The sequence below is a fragment of the Blastococcus sp. SYSU DS0616 genome (assembly GCF_054051015.1).
The window spans coordinates 1-22,729 of record NZ_JBJHAJ010000016.1; the positions used below are offsets into that span (position 1 = coordinate 1).

A 22,729-nucleotide genomic window follows, 5' to 3' on the forward strand; every position below is an offset into this window, starting at 1 on the left:
TTTTTTTTTTAATTTTTTTTTTATTTTTTTTTGGTACTTTTGTTGTGGGCGGGGGGTGGGGGGGGGGGGGGGGGGGCCCCCCCCCCCCCCCCCCCCCCCCCCCCCCCCGCGGGCCAGCGGTCACCCGCCTCCGGTCGCCGCCTGCTGGGCCTGCTGGTAGGCCGTCACGGCCTCCTGCAGATCGGCCAGCGCCTGCCCCTGGGCGGCGAAGTCACCGGACCGCTGGGCGGTGGCCAACGCCTCGAGCGCGGCGTTGATGTCCTGGACGGCCTGCTCCATGTCCGGCGTGGCCGGCAGACCGTCCGTGCCGTCCGGCGGGATCGGCACGTCGGTGGGATCGGCCGGCTGCTCCACGCCGGGGTTGTCCTCCCCCTGCTCCGCCTCGGTCGGCACCCCGTCGGCGTCGGACGCGACCACCCCTGCGCCGTCGCCGAACACCTGGTCCAGCGCCTCGGAGAGGGTGTTGGCGTAGCCGATGCGGTCACCGAAGTTGACCAGCACCCGCTGCAGCAGCGGGAAGCCGCCCTCCCCGGTGCTCTCCACGTAGAGCGGCTCCACGTAGAGCAACCCGGCGTCACCGATCGGCAGCGTCAGCAGGTTGCCGAACACGGCAGCGGAGTTCTGGCTGTCGAACAGCGTGAGGTCGGGCCGCACCTGGTTGTTCGTGATGAACGCGTTCTGCACCTGCCCGGGACCCCGGAACGGAGTGTTGCCGGGTAGCTGCAGCACCTGGAGTGCGCCGTAGGTCTCCGGCGCACTCGACGCCGAGACGAACGCCGACAGGTTCTCCCGTTGGAAGGCGTTCAGCGCACTGGTCAGCTGGAACGTCGCCTCGTCGTCACCTGGTCGCTGGGCCAGGATGTAGTACGGCGGCTGGTTCTCCTCGATGTTCCGCGTCGGGTCGTCGGGGATCTGCCACCGGTCGCTGCCCTCGTAGAAGGCGATCGGGTCATCGACGTGGTAGCGGGTCAGGATGTCCCGCTGCACCTTGAACAGGTCCTCCGGGTACCGGACGTGGCTGATCAGTTCGTCGCTCATCTCGCTCCTCGGCTCGACCACGCCGGGGAACGCCTTCATGAAGGTCTGGAGGACCGGGTCCTCCTCCTCCCAGGCGTACAGCGTCACCGTGCCGTCGTAGGCGTCGACGGTGGCCTTCACCGAGTTGCGGATGTAGTTCACCGTCTCGTTCGGCAGCGCGGTCGTCCCGGTGCCGGTGAGCGCGTCCGCCACCGCCTCGCCGAGCTGCATCTGCTCGGAGTAGGGATAGGAGTCCGACGTCGTGTAGGCGTCGAGGATCCAGGTCACCCGGCCGTCGATCACCGCGGGGTACGGGTCGCCGTCGACCTCCAGGAAGGGCGCCGCCTTCTCCACGCGTTCGCGCGGGTCCCGGACGTAGAGGACCTTCGACTCCTCGTTCACCGCGCTGGAGAGCAGGAAGTTGCGCTCGCGGTAGTAGATCGCGTACGTCAGCTGCCGGAAGAAGCTGCCGACCGAGACACCGCCCTCGCCGTCGTAGGTGTTGTTGATCTGCCGATCCTCGGATCCGCCCTCCGGCAGGTCGAACTCCCGCGGCGCGCTGCCCTCCGGAGCCCCGACCACCGAGTAGTCCTGGATCAGCTCGCCGTAGTAGATCCGGCTCTGCTCGACCGGGATGTTCCCCCGGGTCGGCAGGTCGCCGGTGGTGAAGTTCGGCTCGCCGCCCTCGGAGCCGGCCACGACCTCGTTCGCCGGAGCGGCGACGAAGCCGTGCCCATGGGTGTAGACGGTGTGCCGGTTGATCCAGGTGCTCTGGTTCTCCGACAGCCCGGCGCTGTCCAGCTCGCGCACCGCCACGACGTAGTCCCCGGTCTCGCCGTCGATGGTGTAGCGGTCGATGTCGAGCTTCTCGGGGAAGCCGTACACGTTCCGGATCTGCTGGCGGGCCGTGAACGTGTCGGTCAGGACGTTCGGGTCGAGCAGCCGGGCGTTCGGGATGGTCTCGGTGTCGTTCCGCAGCTCGGCCAGCGCGACGTCGGGGTCCACCTCGTTGCCGGTGGTCTCCTGCGCGTACTGGACGTAGTCGATGTCGTCGAGACCGTAGGCCTCCCGGGTCGACTGGATGGCCCGCTCGATGTAGTCGGCTTCCTTCTCGTTGGCGCTCGGGTTGACGACGAACTGCTGGACGATCGCCGGGTAGGCCACGCCGATGACCAGGCTGGAGACCAGGAGCAGCACGAGGGCCGCGGCCGGCAGCAGGAAGTTGCGGACGACGATGTTGGCGAAGAACGCCAGGGCACACACGGCCGCCACGAAGACCAGGATCGTCTTGGGCGTCAGCAGCGCGTTGACGTCGGTGTAGCTGGCACCGGTGAAGACGCCACCGCGGTTGGAGTAGACCAGCCCGTAGCGGTCCAGCCAGTAGGCGACGGCCTTGAGGGCGAGGAAGAAGCCCAGCAGCACCGACAGCTGCACCCGCGCCGCGGCGGTCAGCTTCTGCCCGGGCGTCTGCAGCCGCAGCCCGCCGAACACGTACTGCGTCAGCAGCGAGCCGATGAGCGCCAGGATGACGATCGCGAACCCGAAACCGAGCAGCAGCCGGTAGAAGGGGTAGTCGAAGACGAAGAACGACAGGTCGATGCCGAACTGGGGATCGGTCCGGCCGAAGTCGGTGCTGTTGCGGAACGACAGCCACGTCTCCCAGCTGCTCTGCGCGGTGAACCCCGCGAACAGGCCGAGGACGACGGCGATGCCGGTCAGCACGAGGCCGCGCCGCGGCTCCAGCGACTGGCGGTAGCGCTCCAGGTTCTGCTGCTCGAGCGACATCGGCCGGAAGGTGGGCCGGAACCGGTAGGCCAGGTACACGGCCAGCGCGGTGAGCCCGCCGGTCGCCACGCCGGCGACGGCGAACAGCAGCACGCGTGACTGCAGCTCGGTCCAGAAGACCTCGGTGTACCCGGTCTCGTCGAACCACAGGTAGTCGACGTAGACGTTGGTGAGGGTGCCGACGGCGGTGAACAGCACCAGCAGCACGGCGATGGCACCGATGACCAGCTTCGCGCGCCGGGACAGCGTCGGCACCGGCACGGGGGGCCGCATGGCCACGAGCGGTCTCCTTCACTTGCAGGCGTGGCCTCTCGGCCACGCGACGATCGACCGTGGGGTCGGGTGGTGCGGCGCCGGGCGGACCCGGCCCCCAGGACAACGCACCGGACGGCGCGGGGTTCCCGGTGGGGGCGCGTCGGCGCCGTGTGGGCTCGGGTCAGCAGCTCTCCGGTGTCCGGCCGGCGCGCACGTCGGCAAGGGCCGCCAGCGCGTCGTCGAGGGTGGCGACCCGGGCCAGTGGGACGCCGGTGTCGGGAGCGGCCAGCGCCTCGGCGCAGTTGTCGGCGGGGACCAGGAACAGCTCGGCGCCGATGTCGCGGGCGGACACCATCTTCAGCGGGACACCGCCGATCGGTCCCACGTTCCCCGCCAGGTCGATCGTCCCGGTGCCGGCTATGACCGCGCCGCCGGTCAGATCCTCCTCGCCCACCAGGTCCAGGATGCCGAGGGTGAGCATGAGCCCGGCCGACGGGCCGCCGACATCGGCCACCTGGATGTCCACGTCGAACGGCGCGGACGGCTGGTCGAGCACGCTGACGCCCAGCCGCGAGCCCTCCCGCTCCTCGGCCGCCTGGGTGGTGATCGTCGCGGTACCCGGCTCGCCCAGCCGCGTGTAGCCGACCGTGACCGGCGTCCCGGGCGGGATGCCGGCGAGGACGTCGGTCAGGACCTCCGAGTCGGGCACCGGCTGCCCGTCGACCGACTCGATCGCGTCGCCCTCCTCGAGCAGCCCCTGCGACGGCGAGCCCTCGGGGACCTCCCGCACGACCACCTTCTGCGGGTAGCCGAGCTCGCCCAGGGCGACGCTCTCGGCCGCCTGCTCCGAGGTGAGGAAGGCCTGGCGGTTGACCTGCCGGGTCTCCTCCTCGGTGCGGTCGGGCGGGTAGACGGACTCCTCGGGGACGACGCTGACCTCGTCGTCGAACCAGCCGCGCACGGCCTGCACGAGGCTCAGCCCGCCACGGCTGACCCCGACGGTGGTGAGGGTGAGGTCGCCCTCGACCTCGTTGCGCTCCCTGCCCTCCACGGCGATGATCGGCTCGCCGTCGACCTCCCCGAGCGTGTCGAACGTCGGGCCGGGGACCTGTGCCACGTAGGGCACCGGCACGCTCGTGCCGAGCACGCCGAACAGCAGCAGGAGAACGGCGCCGACACTGAGGACGGCGATCCGACGGGTCACGACCGGCGAGCTTAGGGCCCCGTCGCCGGGGCGCGTCGCGAGCCCGCGGCAGCGGGGCCGGTGGGAGCCCTCCGGCCGTCCCCCACCGCGCGCCGGCGGGGCGCCCGCGCGACCTGGTGCGCTCCTGGCGAACGCGATCCCGCCCCACGGCCGAAGATCACGCGTCTACCGTGGACGCATGAGCGACCACCCGTTCGGCTTCGGCCTGCCCGACCGCGACCCCGAGCGCCGGGAGCCCGGCAAGGGCGGTGACCAGGGCGGCGACCCGTTCGGCCTCGGCGCCCTCTTCGGCGGCATGGCCGGCGGCGGGTCGCCCGAGGACGTGCTCGGCAAGATGCCGCTGTTCGCCGAGCTGCAGAAGCTCATGAACTGGTCGGGGGGCCCGGTCAACTGGGACCTGGCCCGGCAAGGGGCGATCAGCCAGCTGGCGGCCGGGCACCAGCCGTCGTCGGAGCAGGAGCGCTCCGCGACCGCCGAGGCGCTCCGGCTGGCCGACCTGTGGCTCGACCAGGTGACCGAGCTGCCGTCGGGGATCGAGCGCACCGCCGCGTGGTCGCGGGTGGAGTGGGTCGAGCAGACCCAGCCGGCGTGGGCTGCGCTCATCGATCCGCTGGCCGAGCGCGTGGTGGCGGCGATGACCAGCGCGTTGCCGCAGGAGGCGGCCATGTCCTTCGGGCCGGTCGCCGGGATCATGGGCCGCATGGGCGGGCTGATGTTCGGCGCCCAGGTGGGGCAGGCCCTCGGCACGCTCGCCGGCGAGGTGCTCACCAGCACCGACGTCGGGCTGCCGCTGGCGCCGGCCGGCACCGGCGTGCTCGTGCCGCAGAACCTGGCCACGTTCGCCGAGGGGCTCGACCGCCCGGCCGACGAGGTCCGGCTCTTCGTGGCGCTGCGCGAGGCGGCCTCCCAGCGGCTGTTCGCCCACGTCCCCTGGCTGCGCCAGCAGCTCCAGGACGCCGTGCACGCCTACGCCCGCGGCATCACCATCGACCGCGAGGCGATCGAGCGGGGCATCAACGAGGCGATGTCCGGCGGCATGGGCGCGGGGCTGGACCCCAGCGACCCGGAGAGCATCCAGCGCCTCCTCGGCAGCGGCGTGCTCGAGCCCGAGGAGACGCCCGAGCAGCAGATGGCGCTGCGCCGTCTCGAGACGCTCCTGGCCCTGGTCGAGGGCTGGGTGGACACCGTGGTCGCCGCCGCGGCGGGCGACCGGCTGCCCGGGCACGACGCTCTCGCCGAGACGATGCGCCGCCGACGGGCCTCCGGTGGGCCGGCGGAGCAGACCTTCGCCACCCTGGTCGGGCTGCAGCTGCGTCCCCGCCGGCTGCGCGACGCGGCCACGGTCTGGGGCGCCATGGGGCAGCAGCACGGCAGCGCGGAGCGGGACCGGCTGTGGTCGCACCCGGACCTCCTGCCGACCTCGGAGGACCTGGACGAGCCGCTGGACTTCGTCGCCCGTCAGGGCCTCGACGACGAGCTCGCCGCGCTGACCGCCGACGACGCGGAGCGGGCTCCGGACCGCGCGTCCGACGCCGAAGGGAGCTCCGACACCGAGGGGGGCTCCGACCCCGAGGAGGGCGAGGACCGGCGCGAGCCGGGCGGCCAGGGGTAGCCGGCTCAGCCGTCGACGTCGAGCGGCGGCTCGGCTCCCGCCGCGCCTGCGGTAGCCGCTAGCTCGACGCCCTCCAGGAAGCCGCGGGCGCGCTCCGCGCGGGGGTACCGGGCGACGAGCGCCCAGAAGCGCTCGTCGTGACCCGGCTCGAGCAGGTGCACCAGCTCGTGCACCAGCACGTAGTCGACGACGTACTCCGGCATGGAGCGCAACCGGCTCGACAGGCGGATGGTGCGGTCGGCCGGGGTGCAGGACCCCCAGCGCCGGTGCTGGTTGTCCACCCAGCGCACGCTCGCCGGTTCGGCGAGGCCGTCGAGGTGCGCCGCCGACAGCGCCCGCGCCCGCGCCAGGAGCTCGACGTCACCACCGAGGGAGCGCTTGCGGCGCTCCTCGCGCGTGCGGAGCTTGGCGACCATCTGGGCGACCCAGCGCTGCTCCTCGGCCGGGCTGAAGGCCGCCGGGATGAGCACCACGGTCCGGCCCATCTCCCGGTAGGCGGTCACCGTGCGCCGCCGACGGCTGCTGCGCCGGACCTCCACGACGTCGCCGTCCCCCGGTCCAGGCAGGGCGCTCGCGTCAGGGGGCGTTCGGGGCACGGGAAGACCGTAGGACACCGCCTCGGCGTGGCGCCTGCGCGGAGACACCCGCTCGGGTGCAGGTCGCACGGACGGTGGACATCGCCGCCGCTCCAGCCGGTGACCACGGTGGCCGGACGCGGGCGTCCACACCCGTACGGGGACGTCTGTGCTGGTCGGCGGGGCGGCGGGGGTCACCGCGGGCGATCCGTCCCCGGCCCCTCCCTCGGTTCCGCACAGGGACACGCCATGCCGTCCCCACGGCATCCACAGCGTCGTCCACAGCTGTGGGGAAGGGAGGGCCCCCGACCGCCGGGGAACTCGCCGCCGGGCGGCCGCCGACGGGGATGGCGACCACCGGGCACGGGTAGCGTGCTCGCCCAACGGTGCCCGGCGTGCGAGCCGCGGCACCCCGGAGACGAGGAGATCCCGTGGCGGAGAGCTACAACGGCTATTGCGTGAAGTGCAAGGAGAAGCGCGACTTCGACGGTGAGGTCAAGGTCAGCGAGTCCGGCCGCCGGATGGCGCAGGGCACCTGCCCCGTCTGCGGCACCAAGATGAACCGGATCCTCGGCAAGGCCTAGAAGGACCACCCTCCTCCCCGCACCTCTCAGGCTCGGCGCGGGCCCCTGGAGGGTGGCCGTTCCAGGCAGTTGCGGTCGGCGGCGTTCCGGGAAGGGGCGCCGCCGTCGTCGTCCTTTCCGGCCCTGTGGACGACGAGCGCGCCGCCGCCGCGCAGCTGCCACCCTGCCGGGGTGAGCGACAACGCCCATCCCCTCCTCCCGGCGGCGACGCCGCTGCTCGTCGGTGACGACGAGGGCGTCCAGATCGGCGGGGTCGACTCCACCGACGGGCTGCTCCTCCACCCGGCCGCGGGGCTCGCTCCGCTGCTCCGCGCGCTCGACGGGCGTCGATCGCGGCGGGTCGTCCGGGCCGAGGCCGCCCGCGCGGGCCTGGCGCCCGGCCTCGTGGACGCAGCCCTCGACGCGCTCACCTCGGCGGGCCTGGTGCGGCAGCTGGACCCGGCCGATCTGCTCGCGATCGGTCCCGGTCCGGCCGCCGCCGCCCGCGCGGCGGTCGAGCTGCCGGCGGCCGGCTCCACCCCGGGAACGGCCGGCTGGCGGACCAGGCGGCGAGCCACCGTGGTGGTCGAGGGTGCGACACGTGTGGGCACCCCGCTGGCCGCTGTCCTGGCCGCGAGCGGGATCGGCCGCGTCGTGGTGCGGGACGCGGGCGTGGTCACCGCCGCAGACGCGATGGTCGGCGGCCTGACCGCCGCCGACGAGGGGCGACCCCGCGCCGTCGCGGCGGCGGACGCCGTCCGCCGGGCCAGCCCGCAGACCGATCTCGGGCCCCTCCCGGCGGGGCTGCGGCCCGACGTCGTCGTCCTCACCCGCCCCTGGGACGCATCGGACCCCCTGGTCCCCGCCGTGCCGGGACCGCACCTGGTGGCCACGGTGCGCGGTGAGACGGGCGTCGTCGGGCCGCTGGTGATCCCGGGTGCCACCAGCTGCCTGCGCTGCGGCGACCTCCACCGGCGCGACGCCGATCCGCGCTGGCCCCGGTTGGCGGCCCAGCTGACCGCCGCGGAGCCGCCCGCCAGCGGGGCCACGCTCACCTGCCTGCTGACCGCGCTGCTGGCGGCCGGTCAGGTGCTCGCCTGCGTCGACGGACGCGGTGCACCGGTCACCCTGGACGCCACCGTGGAGCTGCGCCCACCCGACCTGCTGCCCCGCCTGCGCCGATGGCCGCCGCACCCGTCCTGCGGCTGCGGCGCGGCGGCGGGCGGGGAGACCGACTCCACGGACGGCGAGGGACGCCCTCCCGGCGGGATCCCGGTTCGTCGGGCGACAATGGCCGCTGAGCGAGCTCACGGGCTCACCGGACACGACACGGCGCCGCTCCGACCGGACGCCGGCGAGGAGGACGTGTGAGTGACGAGCGACCGGCCATGCCCCGGGGGTCGGTCGCGCGGACCGCGCGCCTGGCCTCCCTCCCCCTGGGCGCCGCGGGCCGCGCGACCATGGGCCTGGGCAGGCGTCTGTCGGGGCAGTCCGCGGACACGGTGAACGCCGAGCTGCAGCAGCGCACCGCCGAGCAGCTGTTCGCGGTGCTGGGGCAGCTCAAGGGCGGCGCCATGAAGCTGGGCCAGACCCTGTCGGTGTTCGAGGCGGCGGTGCCCGAGGAGATGGCCGCGCCGTACCGCGAGGCCCTCACCAAGCTGCAGGAGGAGGCGCCGCCGATGCCCGTGCGGACCGTGCACGCGGTCCTCGCGCAGCAGCTGGGTGGCTCGTGGCGCCAGCGCTTCGCCGACTTCGACGACGCCCCGGCCGCGGCGGCGAGCATCGGCCAGGTGCACCGGGCGACGTGGCGGGACGGCCGCGACGTGGCGGTGAAGATCCAGTACCCGGGCGCGGCGACGGCGCTGATGAGCGACCTGAACCAGCTGGCCCGGTTCGCCCGGCTGTTCGCCGCCGTCTTCCCCGGGCTGGACGTGAAGCCGCTGATCGCCGAGCTGAAGGCGCGCGTGGTGGAAGAGCTGGACTACGGCCTGGAGGCCGACGCGCAGCGGGCGTTCGCCGCCGCCTACGCCGGGGACGCCGAGATCGCGGTCCCGCGGGTGGTGGCCAGCGCACCCAAGGTCATCGTCTCCGAGTGGCTCGAGGGCACGCCGCTGTCCCGGGTCATCACCTCGGGGAACCGTGAGGAGCGGGACCGCGCCGGCCGGCTGCTGGCGACGCTGCACTTCTCCGCGCCGCAGCGCGCCGGGCTGCTGCACGCGGACCCGCACCCGGGCAACTTCCGGCTCGTGCCCGACGGCCGCCTCGGGGTCATCGACTTCGGGGCCATCGCCCGGCTCCCCGACGGCCACCCCGAGCCGATCGGGCGGCTGCTGCGCTGGGCCCTGGCCGGCCGTGCGGCGGAGGTGCTGGCCGATCTGCGCGCGGAGGGCTTCGTGCGGCCGGGGGTGCACGTCGACCCCGAGGCGGTGCTCGACTACCTGCTCCCCCTCCTGGAGCCCATCGCCGGGCGGCACTTCCACTTCACCCGCGCCTGGATGCAGGAGCAGGCCACGCGGATCGCCGATCCGCGGACGGAGGCCAACCGGCTGGGCAGGCAGTTGAACCTGCCACCGGCGTACCTGCTGATCCACCGGGTCTCGATCGGATCGATCGGGGTGCTCTGCCAGCTGGATGCCGCGGCCGACTGGCGGGCCGTCCTCGAGGAGTGGCTCCCCGGCTTCGCCGACTGAGACCCCCGACCGACGCGGGGGGACGGTTTCCGGACCGCACCGCCGGCCCCACGGCGCCGGGACGGCTCGTGGTGGCGGTGCGGTCCGGAGGACCGCCGGCGCCGTCCCGAGGCTCACCCCGAGCGTGCGAGGGGTGAGGAGGACGGGGTCCTTCTAGTAGACGGCGGCGCTGGCGCGGGCGGCCCGGCGGACCGCGCGCTCGGCGCGACGGGCGGCCCGCCGTGCCAGGTAGAGACGACGGGCGCGCGAGACGGCCATCGCCTCGGCCTGCAGCTCGGTCATGCGGCTGCAGGCCATCTCGTGCTCGAGCATGTACATGGCTGATTCCTCTGATCGGCTCCCCCACGGGAGCACGGAACTGCTGGTGGTGTGGTTACCGGACCCGGATGACCGCGGGCTCACGCCGCGACGACCTTCCGGGGTCGGCCACGTGGCCGCTTGCGGGCGATCACGGCGCCCCGGTCGAAGATCTCGCCGCCCCAGACGCCCCACGGCTCGGCGCGCGAGAGCGCGCCGGCCAGGCACGCCTCCCGGACCGGGCAGTCGCCGCAGAAGCTCTTGGCGAGCTCCAGCTGTGCCGGGCTCTCGGCGAACCACAGCTCGGGGTCCTCCACCCGGCACGGCAGGGGGCGCCGGACCGGGGCGGGGGGCAGGGACGGACGGGGTCGCCGCGGGACGGGGCCTCCGGTCCGGGAGAGCCCGGGCCGGCGGTGGGACGTCGGGCGGTCGATCGTCTGCTGCACTGCCGCTCCTCCTCGTACTCGTCGGGTACGGCCGGCGGGGGCCCGCCGACCGAAGTGGGGGCCGGGCGCCGCGGAGGAAAGAAAAAGGCCGCGGATCCCGGGGTTCGGGTTCCGCGGCCTCGAGGAGGTCCGGTGAGCGGCTAGCTCAACGGTCTCCCGGGGGAACGGATCCCGAGGGTGGTGCCGTCGTTCGTGGGCAGGTAGGTGGGCGCGAAGGGGCGCTCGACAGCGCGGAGCGACTTCGGGCGCCGGTCGAGGGCGGCGGCCGCGAACGGCGTGCCGACGGCCCACTCGCCGCCGGCGCAGCCGGCGGAGGACAGACCGGTGCCCTCGTGCTGAGCGGCGGGACCAGCCATGACCAGGCCCCCCGTACGCGTGTCGATGCCGCCCAGGCCGAGGAGGTCGGCGGAGGCAGCGGTGATCGAAGTGATGATGGTCATCGGGATGCCCCCTCCTTCCTCTCTCCGCGCCCGGCCGGTCGGCCGGGCGCGCTACGGGGCGCAGCTCGTGTGGAACGGGACACTATGACCGCCCGGATTCCGGGTCAATCGAATTAACGACGAGTCCCTCGGACGGTGTCCCCACCGGTCTCGGAACCGCCTGCCGTCGCCCTCGGCGACCGCTCCCTCACCGCCTCAGCCGGTGACGGTGGCCAGCACGTCCTCGCCGTAGAGCTCCAGCTTCCGGGCGCCGATCCCGGGCAACCCGGACAGCTCGCGGAGGCTGGCCGGCCGGCTCTCCGCAATGGCCTGCAGGGTGGCGTCGGAGAAGACGACGTAGGCCGGCACCGAGGCTGACTGGGCCGCCTGGCTGCGCCAGGCGCGCAGCCGCTCGAACAGCTCCCCGGCCTCGCCCTCCAGGACCACCTTGGGGCGCTTGGCGGGGCGCCGGGCCGGGGGCGCGGTCGGCCCGGAGCCCGGCGCCAGCCCCTCGAGGAACCGGCTCCGCGGCCGGGAGCGCCGGCCGCCCGGGTTGCGGGCCAGCGACCAGGACAGGGTCAGCTGCTCGCGGGCGCGGGTGACCGCCACGTACAGCAGCCGGCGCTCCTCCTCCACCGCCACCGGACGGCTCAGCGACTGGGCGATCGGCAGCACGCCGTCGACCAGTCCGACGACGAAGACGACGTCCCACTCCAGGCCCTTGGCGGCGTGCATCGAGGCGAGGGTGACGCCCTGGACGGTCGGTGCGTGCTGGGCGTCGGCCCGCTCGGCGAGGTGGGTGACGAAGCCGGCGAGGTCGAGCGAGGGGTTCTCGGCGACCAGGTCGACGGCGAGGTCGACCAGCGCGGCGAGGGACTGCCAGCGGTCGCGCGCCGCGCCCCCGGCCGGCGGGCGGTGCTCCACCCAGCCGGTGGAGGCCAGCACGTCGCGGACGGCGGGCACGAGCATGCCCGGCTCGTTGCCCCCGGCGGCCGCCCCGCGCAGCAGCAGCACCGCCTCCCGGACCTCGGGCCGCTCGAAGAAGCGCTCCCCGCCCTTGAGGACGTAGGGCACGCCCGCGTCGGCGAGCGCGGACTCGTACACCTGGGACTGCGCGTTGATCCGGAACAGCACGGCGATCTCGGCGGCGGGCGTGCCGTCGTCGATGAGGGCCTTGCAGCGCGCCGCGACCGCCGCCGCCTCGGCCGGCTCGTCGGGGTGCTCGACGAACGTCGGCTCCGGGCCCTGCGGCCGCTGGCCGAGCAGGCGAAGCCCGGGCAGGCCCTTGCGCGGAGGCGCCTGGCCGATCAGCCGGTTGGCCAGCCCGACGACCTGCGGGGTCGACCGGTAGTCGCGCTCGAGCTTGACCACGGCCGCGTCGGGATACCGGTCGGCGAAGCCGAGCAGGTAGTCGGGGTCGGCGCCGGTGAAGGAGTAGATGGTCTGGTTCGGGTCGCCGACCACGCAGATCTCGGCCCGCCCTCCGAGCCAGGCGTCGAGCAGCCGCTGCTGCAGCGGGTTGACGTCCTGGTACTCGTCGACGACGAAGTGCCGGTACTGGCCCCGGACCTGGCGGGCGACGTCCGGGTGCTCCTCGAGCGCGTAGGCGGTGACCAGCAGCAGGTCCTCGAAGTCGAGGGCGCCGTCGCGCTGCTTGGCCTGCTCATAGCTGGCGTAGACGGCGGCGACGGCGGCGGGCTCGAACGGGGCCTCGCGGCCGGCCGCCTGCGCGCGGGCCGGGTAGTCCTCCGGCGTCGCCAGCGTGGTCTTGGCCCACTCGATCTCGCTCGCGAGGTCCCGCAGGCTCGTCCGGTCGGTGGTGAGCCGGTTGCGCGTAGCGGCGGAGGCCACCACCCGCAGCTTGTTCTCGATCAGCCCGGGCATCGGGCCGCCGAGCACCCGGGGGGCGAAGTACCTCAGCTGCCGCATCGCCGCGGCGTGGAAGGTGCGCGCCTGCACCCCGCCCACGTCGAGGGCGGCCAGGCGGGCGCGCAGCTCACCCGCCGCCCGCGCGGTGAAGGTGACCGCGAGCACCTGCTCGGGGACGTAGGTGCCGGTGTGCACGCCGTAGGCGATCCGGTGGGTGATCGTGCGCGTCTTCCCGGTGCCGGCACCGGCGAGGATGCAGACCGGCCCCGACACCGCCTGCGCCGCCGCACGCTGCTCGTCGTCGAGGCCGTCGAGCACGGCCTCCGCGTCCGCGTGCGCCATCGCCGGCGTCCCTCCCCGTTCCTCACCCGACTCGTACCCGGGAGCCGACGGCCCCCGGCGACGATCCTCCCAGCCGGCAGCGACGGACGGCGGGAAGGATCCCCAGGAGCACCACGTTGGGACCCACGCACCACCGCCACCCCGCCACGGGGCTGGACCGACCCGGCACGAACAGGGAGACTCCCCGCGATGACCACGACCCCCGGCGCTGCCGTCACGATGTACACCACCACGTGGTGCGGCTACTGCGTGCGGTTGAAGAAGCTGATGCAGCGCGAGGGCATCGAGTTCGCCGAGGTGGACATCGAGACCGATCCCCAGGCGGCGGACCTGGTCATGCAGGCCAACGGCGGCAACCGGACGGTGCCCACGCTGGTCTTCTCCGACGGCACCGCGTTGACCAACCCGAGCATCGACGCGGTGAAGGCCCAGCTCGGACAGCTACCGGAGGCGTGAGCACCCGTGGTCCCCGGCCCCAGGCCCTCCGACGAACTCGACGGGCACGTGTCCCCCGATGCGCCGCCCCGCCCCGAGGTCTCGGCCGTCCCTGGGGCCGGTGACCGGCCGCGGGTCGCCCTGACCAGGTCGGGGCGCGGGTGGGTGGTCGTCCCGCTCGACGGCGATCCGGTCGGCGGTGACCTCGTCGACGACCTCGTCGAGGGGATGACCCTGGCCGACCTGGTGGCCGACGAGATGGGCGGTCTGCCCGAGCCCGACCGCTCCGCCCGGCGCTCGGCCCGCGGCCCGGTGACGCCACCCGGTGACGCCGACCCGGTCGACGTGCGGATCGCTGCCCTGCAGCGCACCGTCGCCCAGCTCGAGCACGCGCTCGCCGCCCGGGTGTCCACGGAGCGGGCGATCGGGGTGCTGGCCGAACGGCAGGGCGCCAGCCCGCGGACGGTGTTCGAGGGGCTGCGCCGGGAGGCGCGCACGCAGGGCCGTCCCGTGGTCGAGCTCGCCCGCGAGGTCCTCGCGAGCCTGGCGCCCGATGCCGTCGCCCCCGCCGGTGGACCGGGAGGCACCGCGTCGTCCGCGCCTGCGCCGGTGCCCCCGCCGCCGCCGCGCGTCGAGCCGGTGCGGCCCGACGCCGTGACCACTGCGGACGGCCGCTCCTGACCCGACCGGAGCCGCTGTCCCCCGGCGCCCTCGCCGACCGCCTGGCCGAGCTGCTGGCGGAGCTCCCCGCCGAGCCGGGCGCCACCGCGCTGCGCGTGGCCGTCGACGGCCCCGAGCTGGCGGAGCCGGAGGACCTGGCGCGCTCGATCGCCGATCGCCTGCCGACGCTGGGCCGGGCCGCCGTCGTCGTCCCCGCCACCGGGTTCTACCGGCCGGCGTCGCTGCGGCTGGAGCACGGGCGCACCGATCCCGACGCCCGCTACACCGACTGGCTGGACGCCGGCGCGCTCGCCCGCGAGGTGCTGGGTCCGGTCGGGCCGGGGGGCTCCGGGGAGTACCTGCCGGTCCTGTGGGACCTGGAGCGCGACCGGGCCGCCCGGGCGCCGCGCCGTCCGGCACCCGCCGGCGGCGTGCTGCTGGTGGCGGGCGCCCTGCTGCAGGGGGTCGGCCTGGCCTTCGACGTCGTGGTGCACCTGCGGGTGACGCCCGCCGCGCGGCGACGCAGGACCCCGTCGGAGGCGGCCTGGGCGCTCCCGGCCTTCGACCGCTACGACGACGAGGTCGATCCCGTGGCGCTGGCCGACGCCGTGGTGCTGGCCGACCACGCCGACCGCCCCGCGCTCGTGCTCGGCGGTCGCTGGGGTGCCTAGAGCTCGCCGCGCAGCCAGCGGTCGAGGATGTGCCGGGCGATGGAGATCGACGGCGGCACCGCCAGCTGCCCGCCGGGCGCCCGGAGCTCGTCGCGGGTGAACCAGCGGGCCTCCTCGATCTCGTGCGGATCGAGCCGGAGGTCCTGGTCGCCGTCGGCGCGGGCCACGAACCCGAGCATGAGCGACTGCGGGAACGGCCAGGGCTGGCTGGCGACGTAGCGGACGTCGCTGACGCGGAGCCCGACCTCCTCCTCGACCTCGCGGGCGACGGCCGCCTCGGCGGACTCCCCCGGCTCGACGAAGCCGGCGAGGATGGAGAACCGGCCCGGCGGCCAGGTCGCCTGCCGGCCGAGCACCACGCGGTCGCCGCCGTCGTGGACGAGCATGATCACCGCGGGGTCGACCCGCGGGAAGAACTCGGTCCCGGTGGTGGGGTCGCGCTGCGTCCAGCCGGCCCGCTCGACCGTCGTCGGGGCGCCGGTGAGCGGGCTGAACCGGTGCCGTTCGTGCCACTCCAGGATGCCGACGGCCTCCGCCAGCAGGCCGGCGTCCAGGTCGCCGAGCTCCGCACCGACGTCGCGCAGCCCGGCCCAGCGGTCGACCGGCCGGCCGTTGACGGTCAGCGCCCGTTCCCCGCGCACCGCCGCGTACGGGACGCCGTCGGCCTCGCCGAGGAAGACCGCGCCCGCCGGCAGCTCCGGCCGCTCGTCCCAGACCAGGCGGGGGCCGTCGGGGCCTTCGGCCACCGGCACCGTCCGGGCGGCGTCGACGGTGAGCACCCGCACCGGCCGGCCGCCGGTGGGGTCGGGCAGCACCCGGGCGAGGTGCGCCCGGTCGTGCGCGACCCGGGACAGCAGGGGGCCGTCGCCGCCGCCGGCGGTCACGCCTGCTCGCCGCCCCCGGTGACGGTGACCGGCGCCAGGGCGCCCAGCTCGGCGGCCACGCGGTCCGCGTCGCCCACGACGACGGCGGTGAGCGCCTCGGGCGCCAGGTAGCGCGCGGCCGCGGCCTGCACCTGCTCCACGGTGACCTCGGTGAGGTCGCGCTGGTGGGTGCTCAGCCAGTCCGCCGGCAGCCCCACGCCGAGCAGCGCCGACAGCGTGCTGGCCAGGCCGGCGTGGGTGGAAGTGGACAGCGCCATGCTGCCGAGGACGTAGCGGCGGGCGGCGTCCAGCTCCGCCTCGGTCACCGGGGTCAGCGCCATCCGCCCGAGCTCGTAGAGCGTCTCGAGCAGGGCCGGCCCGGTCACCTCGGTGGCCACGTCGGCCTCGACCAGGAACGACGACGCCGCGCGCTGGTGGTCGATGGCGCTGCGCGGGCTGTAGCTGTAACCGCGCCGCTCGCGGATGTTCTCCACCAGCCGGGAGGAGAAGTACCCGCCGTAGACCATCGCCGCCAGCCGTGCCGCCGGGAGGTCGGGGTCGGTCCGGCTGGGGGCCGGGCCGCCCAGCCGCAGGTTCGACTGCACCGCGCCGGACCGGTGCACGAGCTGGATGCCGTGCGCCGGCTGCTCGGCGACCGGCGGGGTCTCCACCGCCTTGCCGCTGCCGGTCCACGCCTCGAGCGCCGCGGCGGCGGTGTCGGTCGCGGCCGCGGGGTCCAGGTCGCCGACGAGGACGAGGGTGCTGCCCGCGGGCAGGACCCGCTCGCGGTGCAGCCGCCGCAGCGCCGGGGCGCGGACGGCGGAGACCAGCTCGGCGTCGGGCAGCTGGATGGCGTACGGGTGGGTGCCGTACCGGCGGGCGGCCAGCGCCGAGCGGGCGATCATGCCCGGCTGCGTGCGGGCGATCGCGATCCGCTCGGCCAGCCGGTCCCGCTCGCCGTCCACCCGGCCGGCCGGGTAGCTGGCGCCGGTGAGCAGCTCGGCGAGCAGCTCGAGGACGGGGCCGAGACCGCCGGGCAGCAGGGTGGTGCCGAAGATGAGCCGGTCGGCGTCGGTGCTCACCGACAGCTCGGCGCCGTGGCTCTGCAGCAGCTGGGCGACCTCGGCCTGGTCGTGCCGCTGCGTCCCGAGCAGCACCGCCCCGGAGAGGACGGCGCCGCGCGCCGCGTGCACGCCGGCGTTGCGGGTGTTGGGCGCGGCGAACGGCACCCGCAGCCGGAGCTCGACCAGGGGCACCCCGGGGCGCGGGACCACGACGACCCGGAGCCCGTTGGGCAGCGTGGTCTCCTCGGCCACCGGCGCCGGCTGCGGGCGCGGCTCGCCCAGCGGCGGGATCAGCGAGACCTGCTCGGGTGCGGTCATCGGGTACCTCCAGCAGGTCGCAGCTCCAGCACCGCGGCGGTGCCCGGATCGAGCCCGCGGGCGGCTCCCTGCACCGCCTCGGGGGTCACCGCCGCGAGGCGGGCGGCGAGCTCGCCGGCGAGCTCCGCGCGCCCGTGGACGAGCTCGGCCGCGGCGAAGGCGAGGGTGCGCCCGAGCACCGAGTCGGCCTGCTGGAGCAGCTGCGCCTCGATGCGGGCCTGCACCCGGCGCAGCTCGTCCGCGTCGACGCCCTCGTCGGCGATGCGCGCCACCTCCTCGTGCACGGCGGCCATCACGCGCTCGGCCGGCACGGCGGCCGGGTGGTGCACCTGCGTGGTGAGCAGGGTCGCGTCGCGGACGTCGAAGGGGTCGCCGAACAGGCCCACGTAGCTGCTCTGCGCGATGGCGATCCGGTCGTCGTGGACCAGCCGGCGCTCCAGCCGGGAGGCGTCGCCCTCGCTGAGCACCTCGGCCAGCAGCACGCTGCCCAGGTAGGTGTCGAAGTCACCGACCGGGTCGGGCACCCGCCAGCCCAGGGCGAGCGCGGGCGCCGGCGCCAGGGGGTCCTCGATCACCGCGGAGCGCACCGTCGTGGGGGACGGCTCCCCGGTGGCCGGCAAGGGCGGGACGTGCCGGCCGGGGATGGGGCCGAACCAGCGGCGGACCAGCTCCTCGGTCGCGGCGACGTCGAGGTCGCCGCCGATGCACAGCACGGCGTTGCCCGGCGCGTAGTACTTCTCGAAGAAGTCGGTGGCGTCGGCGACCGTGGAGGACTCCAGGTCGACGAAGGAGCCATAGCCGTCATGGGTGTTGGCGAAGGTCTCGAAGGCGACCTGCGGCAGCTGCAGCCACGGGAAGGCGCCGTAGGGGCGGTTGAGCACGTTGACCCGGATCTCCTCCTTCACCACGTCGATCTGGTTCCGGAGGTTCTCCTCGGTGATCGCCGGCGCCGCCATGCGGTCGGCCTCGAGGAAGAGGGCGCGCTCGAGCGCCTCGGCGGGCAGCGCCTGGAAGTAGTTCGTGTAGTCCTGGTGGGTGGACCCGTTGAACGTGCCACCGGCGGCCTGCACCAGCCGCGCGTGCTCCATCTTCGCGACGTTGGCCGACCCCTGGAACATCATGTGCTCGAAGAGGTGGGCGAAGCCGGTGCGCCCCTCGGGTTCGTTGCGCATCCCGACGTCGTAGTAGACGCTCACCGCCACCACCGGCACGCTGCGGTCGGGGGCGAGGACCACCCGCAGGCCGTTGTCCAGCGTGAACCGTTCGATCGGGTGCCGCAGGGTCAGTTCGGTACCAGCCGCAGTCACGCGCCCGACCCTACGACGACGTCACCCTCCGGGTGACACCGCGGCCAGTTGCCGTCCCCATCCCTGGTGAGCCCCTGCTGCCGCGTTCCTCCTCCGGAACCCTCCGGGCTCCGCTCGTCGGTCGCCCGCACAGCTCGTCACTCCAACACCTCGACGGCGCCGAGGACCCGGTCGATGACGCCGTACAGCTCGGCGTGGGTGTTGGGGATGGAGACGTAGAGCAGCGCCGGGGCCGGCCGGCCGACGTCGATCAGCAGCAGCGCCGCCCGCTCCCCCGAGGCGTCGTAGCCCTCGACGTCCCACGCCAGCTGGAACTCGACGAGGTGGGCGGCACGCCCGTCGACGGTCCGGGGCTCGTCGCGCCGGATCTCGATCGTGTTCGGCCACGGGTAGTAGTTGGCGCGGACGCTGGCGGCCAGCGTCGTCACCGTGCTCTGCAGGGTCGAGGGACCCGCCCACCCGTATCCGTCGGGCACCGGCCCGGAGGTGCACTGGGAGATGAAGATCCCGCCGTCGGGCGTGGCTTCCTGCGTCGTGAAGTACTGCCCGGCGGTCGTGGTCGTCTCCAGCTGCCGGCCCAGGTCGAACTCCCGCCAGCCCTCGCCCAGGTACGGGTAGGAGATGCCGGCGGCCTCGTCGATGATCCGTACCGTGCCCGGCGGGAACGCCTGGCCGGGTGCCGGCGCGGGGGCCGCACCGGGCTGCTGCGCGGGAGCGGCGGTGGTGCCGCCGTCCCCGCCCGAGCCCAGCGACAGCACGGTGACGACGGCGGCCACGAGGAGCACCAGGACGGCGCCCGCGGCGACCCATCGCCGGATCCGCGACCGGGCCCCGGCGGGGGCGACGGGCGCCGCAGGGGCCACCGGCTCCGGGAGCCGCGGAGCCGCGGTCCGCGCGGCGGCCCGGTGCACCTCGACCCCGGGGCCGGCGGGCATCATGACGTCGGACCACGCGCTGCCGCTCCACCAGCGCACCATGCCGGGGGCGCCACCCGGGTCCGGATACCAGCCCGGCGCCGCTTCCTGGCCCACTCCGGTCACGGGCTCAGCGTAAGGGCGTGGCTCGCGGCGGCACCGTCGCCCGCGCCGTCGAAGGAGGCCGCCGTGCACCCCGCCGGAACCGCGCCCGACCCGGCGGTCGTGGCCCGGCTGCGGGCCGTCGGCTGCGTCTTCGCCGAGGAGGAGACGGCCCTGCTCGTATCCGCGGCCGGCGACGCCGCCGACCTGGCGCGGCTGGTCGAGCGACGGGTGGCGGGGACGCCCCTGGAGGTGCTGCTGGGCTGGGCGGAGTTCTGCGGGCTGCGGATCACCGTCGCGCCGGGGGTCTTCGTCCCGCGCCGCCGGACCGAGCTGGTGGTCCGCGCGGCCCTGCCGTTCGCCCGCCCGGGCGCCGTCGTCGTCGACCTGTGCTGCGGTACGGGAGCGGTCGGCGCCGCGCTCGCGGCGGCCGTGCCGGGCATCCAGCTGCACGCGGCCGACCTCGACCCCGCCGCCGCGGCCTGCGCCCGGGACAACCTTCCCGGGGTGCCCGTGCACGAAGGCGACCTGTTCGACGCGCTGCCGGCGGGGCTCCGCGGCCGGGTCGCCGTCCTCACCGCGAACGTGCCCTACGTGCCGACCGGCGCCCTCGGGCTCCTCCCGCCGGAGGCCCGCGACCACGAACCGCGGACCGCCCTCGACGGCGGCGCGGACGGGCTGGCGCTCGCCCGCCGGGTTGCGGCCCGGGCGGCGGAGTGGCTGGCGCCGGGTGGGACGCTGCTGTTCGAGTGCGGCGAGGGGCAGGCGCAGGCGGCGGTCGACGTCGTCACCCGCGGCGGCCTGCTGCCCCGGCTGGTGACCGACGAGGACCTCGGCGCGACCGTCGTCGTCGGCACGCTCCCGGACGACCTCCCGGAAACGCGGTGACGGCGTTCCCGCGGGAATGCCGTCAGGTCCTCAGCGCCGCGGCGCCGCGGCCAGCTCCCGCCACAGGTGCGCCGCCGCCTCCGCGCCGCGGTACAGCATCGGCAGCAGCACCCGCTCGTTCGGCGAGTGGATGCGGTCGGTGGGCAGGCCCGCGCCGAGGAACAGCAGCGGCGCACCGAGCGCCTCGACGATCGCCGCCTCGGGGCCGCTGCCTCCCTCGCGGGTGAAGAGCACGTCGGCCGGATCGCGGTCGAAGGCCTGACCGATGGCGGTCAGCAGCGCGTCCATGTACGGGGAGTCCAGGTCGCTCGCGCACGGGGCGACGCCGCCCGGCGGCGTGTGCACCTCGGCCTCGATGCCGGCCGGGACGTTGGCCGCCACCCAGGCGCGCAGTCGCGGGCCGACGTCCTCCGGCCGCTGGTCGGAGACGAGCCGGAAGGTCACCTTGGCGTGCGCCTCGGCCGGGATGATCGTCTTGTGGCCGGGGCCGGTGTACCCGCCCCACATGCCGTTGACCTCCGCGGTCGGGCGGGCGCCGGTGCGCTCCAGGGTGCTGAAGCCGGCCTCGCCGTAGGTCGCGCGCGAGGCGGCCGGGCCGGCCAGCCAGGCCTGCTCGTCGAAGGGCACCCGGCCCATCAGCTCGCGCTCGCGGTCCGACAGCGGCCGCACCTCGTCGTAGAAGCCGGGGATGGTCACCCGGCCCTGGTCGTCGTGCAGCTTCGCGATCAGCTCGGCCATGGCGTGCAACGGGTTGGGCACGGCGCCGCCGAACGACCCGGAGTGCAGGTCCACCGCCGGGCCGCGCAGGGTGATCTCGGCGTCGGCCAGCCCGCGCATCGCGGTCACGGCACTGGGCACGTCGGGTGCGGCCATGCCGGTGTCGCTGACGACGACGACGTCGCAGGCGAGCCGGTCGGCCTTCTCCCGGAGCAGGGCCTCGAAGTGCGGGGACCCGGACTCCTCCTCGCCCTCGATCAGCAGCTTCACCGTGACGGCGGGGGTGTCGCGGCCGGTCGCCGCCAGGTGGGCGCGGATGCCGAGCAGGTGGAAGGCGACGTTGCCCTTGTCGTCGATGGCCCCGCGGGCGTGCAGCTCGGGGCCGTCGGGGCCCTCGACCCGGGTGGGCTCGAACGGCGGGTGCTCCCAGAGCTCCAGCGGGTCGACCGGCTGCACGTCGTGGTGGCCGTAGACCAGGGCGACCGGCGCACCGGTGTCAGCGCTGGGCCACTCGGCGAAGACGGCCGGCGCGCCGGCGGTCGGCCAGATCTCGACGGTCGGGAAGCCGACCCGGCGCAGCGCGTCGGCCAGCCAGGTGGCGCTCGCGGCGACGTCGCGGGAGTGCGCGGGGTCGGCCGAGATGGACGGGATGCGCAGCCAGGCGTCGAGGTCTGCGTGCAGGTCGTCGAGGTGGTCGAGGACGAAGTCACGTTCGGCGCTGGTCACGGCGTCGACGGTAGTGCCGCCAGCGCAGCGCTCTCCGCCCGGCTAGCGTCCGGGGCATGCCCGGAGAGCTGCTGCGGACCGATGTCGGCGACCTGACCTTCGACGTGCGCGTCGACGGACCCGAGGACGGCCGGCCGGTGCTGCTCCTGCACGGCTTCCCGCAGACGTCGGCGTCCTGGGCCGCGGTGACGCCGCTGCTCACCCAGGCAGGTCTGCGCACCTACGCGCCGGACCAGCTGGGCTACTCCCCCGGCGCGCGGCCCGCCGAGGTGGGGGCCTACGCCATGCCGAATCTGGCGCAGGTGACGGCGGACCTCATGACGGCGCTGGAGATCCCGGTGGCCGACGTGGTGGGCCACGACTGGGGTGCCAACGTGGCGTGGACGCTGGCCGCGTGGCACAGCGACAGGGTGCGGTCGCTGACCGCCGTGTCGGTGCCGCACCCGGCGGCGTACACCGCGGCCTTCCGGATCGACCCGGAGCAGAAGGAGCGCTCGGCCTACATCCGGCTGTTCTGGCAGCCGGGCAAGGCGGAGGAGGTGCTGCTGGCCGACGACGCGCGGCGGCTGCGCCGGATGCTGCTGGGCGCCGACGGCGAGACCGGCGTCTCCCCCGAGGCCGCGGACGAGTACGTGGCGGCGCTGTCGGCGCCGGGCGCGCTGACCGCGGCGCTGAACTGGTACCGCGCGATGAGCTCGGACATCCGCGTGGACAAGGTCGAGGTGCCCACCACCTACGTGTGGAGCGACGCCGACGTCGCGATCGGCCGCACGGCCGCGCAGGCGTGCGAGGAGTTCGTGACCGGCGACTACCGGTTCGTCGAGCTGCCCGGGATCACGCACTGGGTCCCCGAGCAGGCGCCCGAGCAGCTGGCCGCGGCGATCCTGGACCGCGTCGCCTCGTCCTGAGCGCGCCGCCGCCGACGCCGACCCGCTCGCACCGGCCCCCGACGGCCCCCCTGCCCAGCAGTCCGGCCTGACGCCGTCCTGA

Annotated in this window: 21 protein-coding genes; 9 read left to right on the forward strand and 12 right to left on the reverse strand. The window is 74.9% G+C overall.

Annotated elements, in window-relative coordinates:
• Positions 1-120: 120 nt before the first annotated feature.
• Entirely contained in the window at positions 121-3,075 is a 2,955-nt protein-coding gene (locus ACI79K_RS13065) for a UPF0182 family membrane protein (RefSeq protein WP_456589958.1), read from the reverse strand.
• Positions 3,076-3,238: 163 nt separating this feature from the next.
• A complete protein-coding gene (locus ACI79K_RS13070; protein WP_456589872.1) occupies positions 3,239-4,261 on the reverse strand; it encodes a YlbL family protein in 1,023 nt (340 codons plus the stop codon).
• A gap of 178 nt (positions 4,262-4,439) precedes the next feature.
• Here ACI79K_RS13070 and ACI79K_RS13075 point away from each other — a divergent pair, with 178 nt between their 5' ends.
• Positions 4,440-5,873: a zinc-dependent metalloprotease gene (locus ACI79K_RS13075; RefSeq protein ID WP_456599908.1), complete on the forward strand. Its 1,434-nt coding sequence runs from the start codon at positions 4,440-4,442 to the stop codon at positions 5,871-5,873.
• Positions 5,874-5,878: 5 nt separating this feature from the next.
• Here the strand turns inward: ACI79K_RS13075 and ACI79K_RS13080 are convergent, their stop codons facing one another.
• Positions 5,879-6,469, reverse strand: coding sequence for a M48 metallopeptidase family protein (locus ACI79K_RS13080; protein ID WP_456597125.1), 591 nt, complete (start codon positions 6,467-6,469; stop codon positions 5,879-5,881).
• A gap of 410 nt (positions 6,470-6,879) precedes the next feature.
• Here ACI79K_RS13080 and ACI79K_RS13085 point away from each other — a divergent pair, with 410 nt between their 5' ends.
• The 3 genes from ACI79K_RS13085 to ACI79K_RS13095 all read left to right on the forward strand — a co-directional run bounded on the left by ACI79K_RS13085 (position 6,880) and on the right by ACI79K_RS13095 (position 9,701).
• Positions 6,880-7,032, forward strand: coding sequence for a DUF5679 domain-containing protein (locus ACI79K_RS13085; protein WP_012950213.1), 153 nt, complete (start codon positions 6,880-6,882; stop codon positions 7,030-7,032).
• Positions 7,033-7,203: 171 nt separating this feature from the next.
• Positions 7,204-8,382, forward strand: coding sequence for a ThiF family adenylyltransferase (locus ACI79K_RS13090; RefSeq protein ID WP_456589875.1), 1,179 nt, complete (start codon positions 7,204-7,206; stop codon positions 8,380-8,382).
• Positions 8,379-9,701, forward strand: coding sequence for an ABC1 kinase family protein (locus ACI79K_RS13095; protein WP_456599909.1), 1,323 nt, complete (start codon positions 8,379-8,381; stop codon positions 9,699-9,701). Before ACI79K_RS13090 ends, ACI79K_RS13095 begins: the two co-directional genes overlap by 4 nt.
• A 153-nt stretch (positions 9,702-9,854) precedes the next feature.
• Here ACI79K_RS13095 and ACI79K_RS13100 read toward each other — a convergent pair whose 3' ends face one another.
• The 4 genes from ACI79K_RS13100 to ACI79K_RS13115 all read right to left on the reverse strand — a co-directional run bounded on the left by ACI79K_RS13100 (position 9,855) and on the right by ACI79K_RS13115 (position 13,074).
• Complete coding sequence (locus ACI79K_RS13100; protein WP_456589877.1) at positions 9,855-10,019, reverse strand: hypothetical protein; 165 nt, start codon at positions 10,017-10,019, stop codon at positions 9,855-9,857.
• Positions 10,020-10,099: 80 nt separating this feature from the next.
• On the reverse strand, positions 10,100-10,315 hold the full coding sequence (locus tag ACI79K_RS13105) for a WhiB family transcriptional regulator (RefSeq protein WP_456589878.1): 216 nt from the start codon (positions 10,313-10,315) through the stop codon (positions 10,100-10,102).
• A 269-nt stretch (positions 10,316-10,584) separates the two neighbouring features.
• The gene (locus ACI79K_RS13110) at positions 10,585-10,884 is read right to left on the reverse strand and encodes a hypothetical protein (protein ID WP_456589879.1); all 300 of its coding nucleotides are present in this window, start codon (positions 10,882-10,884) and stop codon (positions 10,585-10,587) included.
• Positions 10,885-11,079: 195 nt separating this feature from the next.
• Positions 11,080-13,074, reverse strand: a complete 1,995-nt coding sequence (locus tag ACI79K_RS13115; RefSeq protein WP_456589880.1) for an ATP-dependent helicase — start codon at positions 13,072-13,074, stop codon at positions 11,080-11,082.
• A 189-nt stretch (positions 13,075-13,263) separates the two neighbouring features.
• On the opposite strand from ACI79K_RS13115, the gene ACI79K_RS13120 reads away from it, so the two are divergent.
• From ACI79K_RS13120 to ACI79K_RS13130, 3 genes are all read left to right on the forward strand, one after another.
• Entirely contained in the window at positions 13,264-13,530 is a 267-nt protein-coding gene (locus ACI79K_RS13120) for a mycoredoxin (protein WP_456589881.1), read from the forward strand.
• A 144-nt stretch (positions 13,531-13,674) separates the two neighbouring features.
• Positions 13,675-14,190, forward strand: coding sequence for an ANTAR domain-containing protein (locus ACI79K_RS13125; protein WP_456599910.1), 516 nt, complete (start codon positions 13,675-13,677; stop codon positions 14,188-14,190).
• Between the two features lie 95 nt (positions 14,191-14,285).
• Complete coding sequence (locus tag ACI79K_RS13130; protein WP_456589883.1) at positions 14,286-14,840, forward strand: uridine kinase; 555 nt, start codon at positions 14,286-14,288, stop codon at positions 14,838-14,840.
• On the opposite strand, the gene nudC is transcribed toward ACI79K_RS13130, so the two are convergent.
• From nudC to ACI79K_RS13150, 4 genes are all read right to left on the reverse strand, one after another.
• A complete protein-coding gene (nudC, locus tag ACI79K_RS13135) occupies positions 14,837-15,724 on the reverse strand; it encodes an NAD(+) diphosphatase (RefSeq protein WP_456589884.1) in 888 nt (295 codons plus the stop codon). The two genes, ACI79K_RS13130 and nudC, sit on opposite strands and share 4 nt — an antisense overlap.
• The gene (locus ACI79K_RS13140; protein ID WP_456589885.1) at positions 15,721-17,085 is read right to left on the reverse strand and encodes a M16 family metallopeptidase; all 1,365 of its coding nucleotides are present in this window, start codon (positions 17,083-17,085) and stop codon (positions 15,721-15,723) included. Before ACI79K_RS13140 ends, nudC begins: the two co-directional genes overlap by 4 nt.
• Positions 17,082-18,392 carry a M16 family metallopeptidase gene (locus ACI79K_RS13145; protein ID WP_456589886.1) on the reverse strand — a complete coding sequence of 437 codons (1,311 nt, stop codon included), beginning with the start codon at positions 18,390-18,392 and terminating at the stop codon, positions 17,082-17,084. Before ACI79K_RS13145 ends, ACI79K_RS13140 begins: the two co-directional genes overlap by 4 nt.
• 137 nt (positions 18,393-18,529) lie before the next feature.
• Positions 18,530-19,432 carry a DUF2510 domain-containing protein gene (locus ACI79K_RS13150; protein ID WP_456599911.1) on the reverse strand — a complete coding sequence of 301 codons (903 nt, stop codon included), beginning with the start codon at positions 19,430-19,432 and terminating at the stop codon, positions 18,530-18,532.
• A 63-nt stretch (positions 19,433-19,495) separates the two neighbouring features.
• On the opposite strand from ACI79K_RS13150, the gene ACI79K_RS13155 reads away from it, so the two are divergent.
• Positions 19,496-20,296, forward strand: a complete 801-nt coding sequence (locus tag ACI79K_RS13155; protein WP_456599912.1) for a putative protein N(5)-glutamine methyltransferase — start codon at positions 19,496-19,498, stop codon at positions 20,294-20,296.
• 30 nt (positions 20,297-20,326) lie between these two features.
• On the opposite strand, the gene ACI79K_RS13160 is transcribed toward ACI79K_RS13155, so the two are convergent.
• Positions 20,327-21,739 carry a M20/M25/M40 family metallo-hydrolase gene (locus ACI79K_RS13160; RefSeq protein ID WP_456589889.1) on the reverse strand — a complete coding sequence of 471 codons (1,413 nt, stop codon included), beginning with the start codon at positions 21,737-21,739 and terminating at the stop codon, positions 20,327-20,329.
• Between the two features lie 56 nt (positions 21,740-21,795).
• Here ACI79K_RS13160 and ACI79K_RS13165 point away from each other — a divergent pair, with 56 nt between their 5' ends.
• Positions 21,796-22,647: an alpha/beta fold hydrolase gene (locus ACI79K_RS13165; RefSeq protein WP_456599913.1), complete on the forward strand. Its 852-nt coding sequence runs from the start codon at positions 21,796-21,798 to the stop codon at positions 22,645-22,647.
• Positions 22,648-22,729: the final 82 nt, after the last annotated feature.

Bases quoted from the DNA above. Each gene is read 5' to 3' on its own strand.
- ACI79K_RS13065 (WP_456589958.1), bottom strand. From the start codon at position 3,075: ATGCGGCCCCCCGTGCCGGTGCCGACGCTGTCCCGGCGCGCGAAGCTG.
- ACI79K_RS13075 (WP_456599908.1), top strand. From the start codon at position 4,440: ATGAGCGACCACCCGTTCGGCTTCGGCCTGCCCGACCGCGACCCCGAG.
- ACI79K_RS13100 (WP_456589877.1), bottom strand. From the start codon at position 10,019: ATGTACATGCTCGAGCACGAGATGGCCTGCAGCCGCATGACCGAGCTG.
- ACI79K_RS13110 (WP_456589879.1), bottom strand. From the start codon at position 10,884: ATGACCATCATCACTTCGATCACCGCTGCCTCCGCCGACCTCCTCGGC.
- ACI79K_RS13115 (WP_456589880.1), bottom strand. From the start codon at position 13,074: ATGGCGCACGCGGACGCGGAGGCCGTGCTCGACGGCCTCGACGACGAG.
- ACI79K_RS13120 (WP_456589881.1), top strand. From the start codon at position 13,264: ATGACCACGACCCCCGGCGCTGCCGTCACGATGTACACCACCACGTGG.
- ACI79K_RS13140 (WP_456589885.1), bottom strand. From the start codon at position 17,085: ATGACCGCACCCGAGCAGGTCTCGCTGATCCCGCCGCTGGGCGAGCCG.
- ACI79K_RS13165 (WP_456599913.1), top strand. From the start codon at position 21,796: ATGCCCGGAGAGCTGCTGCGGACCGATGTCGGCGACCTGACCTTCGAC.